The organism is Corynebacterium sp. (assembly GCF_012837295.1).
In the GTDB taxonomy this organism is placed as follows: Bacteria; Actinomycetota; Actinomycetes; order Mycobacteriales; family Mycobacteriaceae; genus Corynebacterium.
Map to the genome: position 1 here is coordinate 1 of NZ_DURI01000003.1, position 6,108 is coordinate 6,108.

Consider the following 6,108-nt stretch of genomic DNA (forward strand, 5'->3'; position numbering starts at 1 on the left):
GCACTTTCGTGCGGCGGGGCGACGATGTCGGGGGAAAAACACGAAAGGATTTCCGTGACCGATACGGACACCACCGGCGCCACCCAGGGCCAGGAGAATCTGACGGCGCTGCGCATGGCCGATCTTCGCGCCATCGCTTCCGGCAAGGGCATCCGCGGCATCTCGGCGATGCGCAAGCATGAGCTGATCGCCGCGATCCAGGGTTCCGGCTCGGGCCAGGCGCCCGCGAAGGCCGCGAAGCCCGCGAAGGATGCGGGCAAGGAGGCTGCCGAGGGTACCGCTCGGTCGGAGGGCAAGGGTTCCGGCTCCGCCGGGCGTGACGACGACTCGTCCGCCGCTCGTGCCGAGGGCGATCGCAACGGCGATCGCGACCGCGACAACCGCGACAACCGAGATGACCGCGGAGATTCCGACGGCCAGAACGAGTACCCGTCACGCTCGCAGTCCCGCCGCGCCCGCCGCGACCGCGCCCGCCAGCGCAACCAGGGCGACAACCAGGGCAACCGGGACAACCGGGGCGGCCAGAACGACGGCGACAATCGCGATGACCGGGGCGGCCGGGACAACCAGGGCAATCAGGGGGATGACCAGGGCAACCGCGACAACCGCGACAACCGCGACAACCGCGACAACCGCGACAACAAGGGTGGCCAGAACGACGGCGACAACCGCGACAACCAGGGCGGCCGCAACCGCAACCGGAACCGCAACGATCGCAACGATCGAAACGACGACAACGAGGGCCGCGGCGGTCGCCGCAACCGCCGCAATCGCCGCGACCGCAAGGGCCGCGACAACCAGGGCGGCGGCGACGAGGGCGTGCGCGAGGGCGACGTCCTGCAGCCCGTCGCCGGCATCGTCGACGTGATGGACAACAACTCGGCGTTCGTCCGCACCTCGGGCTACCTGCCGGGCTCGAACGACGTCCACGTTTCCCAGCAGCTCGTGCGCAAGTACGGCCTGCGCAAGGGCGACGCCATCACCGGCCAGGTCCGCATGCCCCGCGACGGCGGCGGCGGGCAGGTCACCCACGGTTCGGGCCGCAACAAGCGGAAGTACAACCCGCTGGTGCAGGTCGACACCGTCAACGGCCAGACCCCGGACCAGGCCAAGGGCCGCCCGGAGTTCGGCAAGCTGACGCCGCTGTACCCGAACCAGCGCCTGCGCCTGGAGACCGAGCAGAAGATCCTGACCACCCGCGTCATCGATCTGATCATGCCGATCGGCAAGGGCCAGCGCGCGCTCATCGTCTCCCCGCCGAAGGCCGGCAAGACGACGATCCTGCAGAACATCGCCAACGCGATCGCCACGAACAACCCCGAGTGCTACATGATGGTCGTCCTCGTCGACGAGCGCCCGGAGGAAGTGACCGACATGCAGCGCTCCGTGCGCGGCGAGGTCATCGCGTCGACCTTCGATCGCCCGCCGGGCGACCACACCACGGTCGCCGAGCTCGCCATCGAGCGCGCGAAGCGCCTGGTGGAGCAGGGGCAGGACGTCGTCGTCCTGCTGGACTCCATCACCCGCCTGGGCCGCGCCTACAACAACTCCTCGCCGGCGTCGGGCCGCATCCTGTCCGGCGGCGTCGACTCCAACGCGCTGTACCCGCCGAAGCGATTCCTCGGCGCGGCGCGCAACATCGAGGGCGGCGGATCGCTGACGATCATCGCCACCGCCATGGTCGAGACCGGTTCCGCCGGCGACACGGTGATCTTCGAGGAGTTCAAGGGCACGGGCAATGCCGAGCTCAAGCTGGACCGCAAGATCTCCGAGCGCCGCGTGTTCCCGGCGGTCGACGTCAACCCGTCGGGCACCCGCAAGGACGAGCTGCTGCTCGCCCCGGACGAGGCCCGCGTCATGCACAAGCTGCGCCGCATCCTGTCCGCGCTGGACCCGCAGGCCGCGATCGACCTGTTGATCAAGCAGCTTAAGAAGACGAAGAACAACCGCGAGTTCCTCATGCAGGTCGCCTCCAGCGCCCCGATGGCCGCGGACGTCGACGTCGACGAGATGCTCTGAGGGAGGTAGACGACATGTCCGACAAGGTCACCGCAGTCGATGACGTCCTGTCCGAGTACCACGGACTCGAGGCCCAGTTGGCTGACCCCGATCTGCACAACGACGCCGCCCGCGCCCGCAAGGTGGGCAAGCGGTTCAACGAGCTGCAGCCGATCATCCAGGCCCACGCGCGCCTGACCCAGGTCCGCGAGGACATGGAGGCCGCGCGCGAAATGGCCGCCGAGGACGCGGAGTTCGCGGCCGAGGCCAAGCGCCTCGAGGTCGAGGAGGAGGAGCTCGAGGAGCGCCTCGCCGACCTGCTGGCCCCGCGCGACCCGCACGATTCCGATGACATCGTCATGGAGATCAAGTCCGGCGCCGGCGGCGAAGAGGCCGCGCTGTTCGCGGGCGAGCTGGCGCGCATGTACCAGCGCTACGCGGAGAAGAACGGCTTCAGCACGGAGATCCTCGGTCTGTCCGAGTCCGATCTCGGCGGCGTCAAGGACATGACCTTGTCGGTGCGCGCGAAGAACCCGTCCCGCGATGGCGCGTGGAGCGTCTTCAAGTTCGAGGGCGGCGTCCACCGCGTGCAGCGCGTGCCGGTCACGGAGTCGCAGGGCCGCATCCAGACCTCCGCCGCCGGCGTGCTGGTCTACCCGGAGCCCGACGAGATCGAGGACGTGCAGATCGACGACAAGGATCTCCGCGTCGACGTCTACCGTTCCTCCGGCAAGGGCGGCCAGGGCGTCAACACCACCGACTCGGCGGTGCGCCTGACGCACCTGCCCACGGGCCTGGTGGTCACGTGCCAGAAGGAGCGCTCGCAGATCCAGAACAAGGCCCGCGCCATGCAGGTGCTGGCCGCGCGGCTGCAGCAGATGGCCGAGGAAGAGGCCGCCGCCAGCGCCTCCGACGCCCGCAAGTCGCAGGTGCGCACCATGGACCGCTCCGAGCGCGTGCGCACGTACAACTTCCCGGAGAACCGCGTGTCCGATCACCGCATCGGCTACAAGGCCCACAATCTGGACGCGGTCCTGGGCGGCGACATGGAGGACCTGCTCAAGGCCCTGCACGACGCCGAGCGCCAGGAGCGCCTGGAAGCGGAGTAATCCGCGTGGCCCTTTCCGATTCGCGGCCCCCGCGGCATCCCGAGCCCCCGCACACGGTGGGTTCGGTGCTCGCGGGGGTCGCGTCCGCGTTGGCGGCGGCCGGGTGCGCGTCACCGCAGGCCGATGCCGAGCAGCTGATGATGCACGTCAGCGGCCGTTCCCGCACCGACCTCATTCTCTCGCGCCGCGATCCGCTCGCAGACGGGGACCCGCTGCTCGCCGATCTGCCGGCGCTCGTCGCCCGCCGCGTCGCGCGCGAGCCGCTCCAGCACATCCTGGGCACCGCGCCGATGGGCCGCCTCGAGCTCGCCGTCGGCCCGGGCGTCTTCGTCCCGCGCCCCGAAACCGAGTTGCTCGCGGAATGGTGCGTCGGCGTCCTCGGCAAAAACACGCTTGACGACGCTCCGGAGCGTCGTAAAGCGGAAGCACCCGGAGAACATGGACCGGTCGTGGTCGACCTGTGCACGGGATCCGGTGCACTGGCGCTGGCCATCGCCGACCAGGTCCCCGCGGCCTCGGTCACCGGCGTGGAACTGGACCCGGTCGCGCTGGACTGGGCGCGGCGCAACGTGGCGTCGTGCCGCGAGCTGTGGGCGGGGGAGCGGGCGCCCCGCGGCGGCGACGTGCGCGTCATCGCCGGGGACGTCACCGACCCGGCGCTCGTCGACGGCGACGGGGCGCCGCTGGCGGACCTGCGCGGCCGCGTCGACCTCGTCGCCTCCAACCCGCCGTACGTGCCGCTGGCCACCGGCGTCGAACCCGAAGTCGGCCACGACCCCCACCACGCGGTCTTCGGGGGAGACGACGGGCTCGACGTCATCCGCCCTATGATGACAATCGTGAGCGCGCTGCTGAAACCCGGCGGCGCCGTGGCCATCGAGCACGACGACGACTCCGGAGCCGACGTCTCGGCGGTGCTCGCGGGCACCGGACTCTTCCGGGACATCGAGACCCACCGGGACCTCGCGGGACGCGACAGGTTCACCACCGCGATCAGGCACCCCGACCACCCCGCCGGACACGGCGCCGACCACACCACGGACGAAGGGACAGACCAGGCGACATGAGCATCATCCACGACTGCTCCACCGACGAAGGCCGCGAAAACGGGCTGAAGGCGGCGGTCGACGCCGTGCAGGCCGGACGGCTCGTCGTCCTGCCCACCGACACCGTCTACGGGCTCGGCTGCGACGCGTTCAACAACCAGGCAGTGGCGTCGCTGCTGCGCGCCAAGCACCGCGGCCCCGACATGCCCGTGCCGGTGCTCGTCGGATCGTGGACCACCGTCGACGGCCTGGTCCGCGAGCACACCGCCGCCGGCCGCGCGCTGGTCGAGGCGTTCTGGCCCGGCGGACTTTCGCTCGTGGTCAACCAGGCGCCCAGCCTGCCGTGGAACCTCGGCGACACCCGCGGCACCGTCATGCTGCGCATGCCGCTGCACCCCATCGCCATCGAACTTCTGCGCCGCACCGGCCCCATGGCCGTGTCCAGCGCCAACATCTCCGGCCAGGAGCCCGCGCTGACCGCCGTGCGCGCCAAGCAGCAGCTCGGCGCCGAGGCGGCCGTCTACCTCGACGGTGGCCGGGCGACCATCGGCAAGCCGTCGACCATCGTCGACCTGTCCGGCCCCGAGGCCCGCATCCTCCGCGAGGGCGCCATCACCGCCGAGCAGATCGGCGAGGTCCTGGGCAAGGACCCCGCCGCGCTGCGCCGCCCGGCCAACGCCTGACGCCCGGCCGCCGTTCCCATGACCCACGACGTTGCACTGCTCGCCGCCTCCGGAGCCGGGGCCGGCGTGCCCCTTCGCGAGCTGGCGCTGCTGGTGCTCGTCTCCGCGTCGGTGAGCTACCTGCTCACCGGCGTGGTGCGCTACTTGGTGGTGCGCACCGGATTCCTGGACATGCCGCGCGAACGCGACGTCCACGACATCCCGAAGCCCCGGCTCGGCGGCGTGGCCATGTACAGCGGCATCATCGCCGCGATATGGGTGGCCAGCGAGCTGCCCGCCCTGAACAGGGGCTTCCCGCCGATGACGCCGGACATGAACGCCATGGCCGTCGCGGCGACGATCCTGCTGCTGGTGGGCATCCTCGACGACCTCTTCGATCTGGACGCGCTGACGAAGTTCGCGGGGCAGGTGCTCGCCGCCGTCGTCATGTCGATGATGGGCGTCACCTGGTACCTCATCTACATCCCGTTCGGAGGGGGCACGACCCTCATCCTCGACCCCGTCTCCTCGACGCTGGTCACGGTGCTGTTCACCGTGGCGCTGATCAACGCCATCAACTTCGTCGACGGCATCGACGGGCTCGCCGCCGGGCTGGGCATGATCGCCGCCGGATCCCTGCTCGTCTACTCGATGGTCATGCTCCACGATCAGGGCGGGACCGTGTCGGCGTATCCGCCGGCGATGATCTCCGCGTGCCTGCTCGGCGCGTGCATCGGCTTCCTGCCCCACAACTTCGAGCCGGCGCGGATCTTCATGGGCGATTCCGGCGCCATGCTCATCGGCCTCATGCTCGCCGGCGCCTCGGTCTCCGCGTCGGGGCGGATCTCGCCGTCGATGTACGGCACCGCCGACGCCCTGGCGCTGATGTCGCCGATCATCGTCGTCGTCGCAGCGCTGAGCGTGCCCATGCTCGACCTGCTGCTCGCCGTCATCCGCAGGACGCGGCGGGGGCAGTCGCCGTTCTCGCCCGACAAGATGCACCTGCACCACCGCCTGCTGGAGATGGGGCACAGCCACCGCAAGGTCGTGCTGGTCCTGTACATGTGGGTGTCCGTCGTCGCCTTCGGCGCCGTGGGGACCACCGTGTTCCCCGCCCCCGTCGTGGCGGTCGGGTTCGGCCTGCTGCTCGTGCTCGCCGTCGTGCTGACGATGGTGCCTATCTGGCGGCGCGGGGGAGCGGGTACCATGTCCCCCCGTGAGCGAAGACACTCCCATCAATGACAACGACGTGGCCGGAAGCGCGGCCGGGGACGGCACCGGCGCATCCGCCGA

Annotated in this window: 5 protein-coding genes; all 5 read left to right on the forward strand. The window is 70.4% G+C overall.

From position 1 onward, the window contains the following. The first annotated feature begins 54 nt into the window (after nucleotides 1–54). Genes rho through GX015_RS00100 form a run of 5 tightly spaced genes read left to right on the forward strand, consistent with a single transcriptional unit; the run spans nucleotide 55 to nucleotide 6,057 of the window. Nucleotides 55–2,019, forward strand: coding sequence for a transcription termination factor Rho (gene rho, locus GX015_RS00080; RefSeq protein ID WP_291341860.1), 1,965 nt, complete (start codon nucleotides 55–57; stop codon nucleotides 2,017–2,019). Between the two features lie 14 nt (nucleotides 2,020–2,033). Beyond that, nucleotides 2,034–3,107 (forward strand): peptide chain release factor 1, encoded by a 1,074-nt coding sequence (gene prfA / locus GX015_RS00085; protein WP_291341861.1) that lies wholly within the window; start codon nucleotides 2,034–2,036, stop codon nucleotides 3,105–3,107. Nucleotides 3,108–3,112: 5 nt separating this feature from the next. Then, nucleotides 3,113–4,174, forward strand: a complete 1,062-nt coding sequence (prmC, locus tag GX015_RS00090; protein ID WP_291341863.1) for a peptide chain release factor N(5)-glutamine methyltransferase — start codon at nucleotides 3,113–3,115, stop codon at nucleotides 4,172–4,174. Next, nucleotides 4,171–4,836, forward strand: a complete 666-nt coding sequence (locus GX015_RS00095; RefSeq protein WP_291341865.1) for an L-threonylcarbamoyladenylate synthase — start codon at nucleotides 4,171–4,173, stop codon at nucleotides 4,834–4,836. Before prmC ends, GX015_RS00095 begins: the two co-directional genes overlap by 4 nt. Nucleotides 4,837–4,854: 18 nt before the next feature. Then, nucleotides 4,855–6,057: an MraY family glycosyltransferase gene (locus tag GX015_RS00100; RefSeq protein ID WP_291341867.1), complete on the forward strand. Its 1,203-nt coding sequence runs from the start codon at nucleotides 4,855–4,857 to the stop codon at nucleotides 6,055–6,057. The last annotated feature ends 51 nt before the right edge of the window (nucleotides 6,058–6,108 follow it).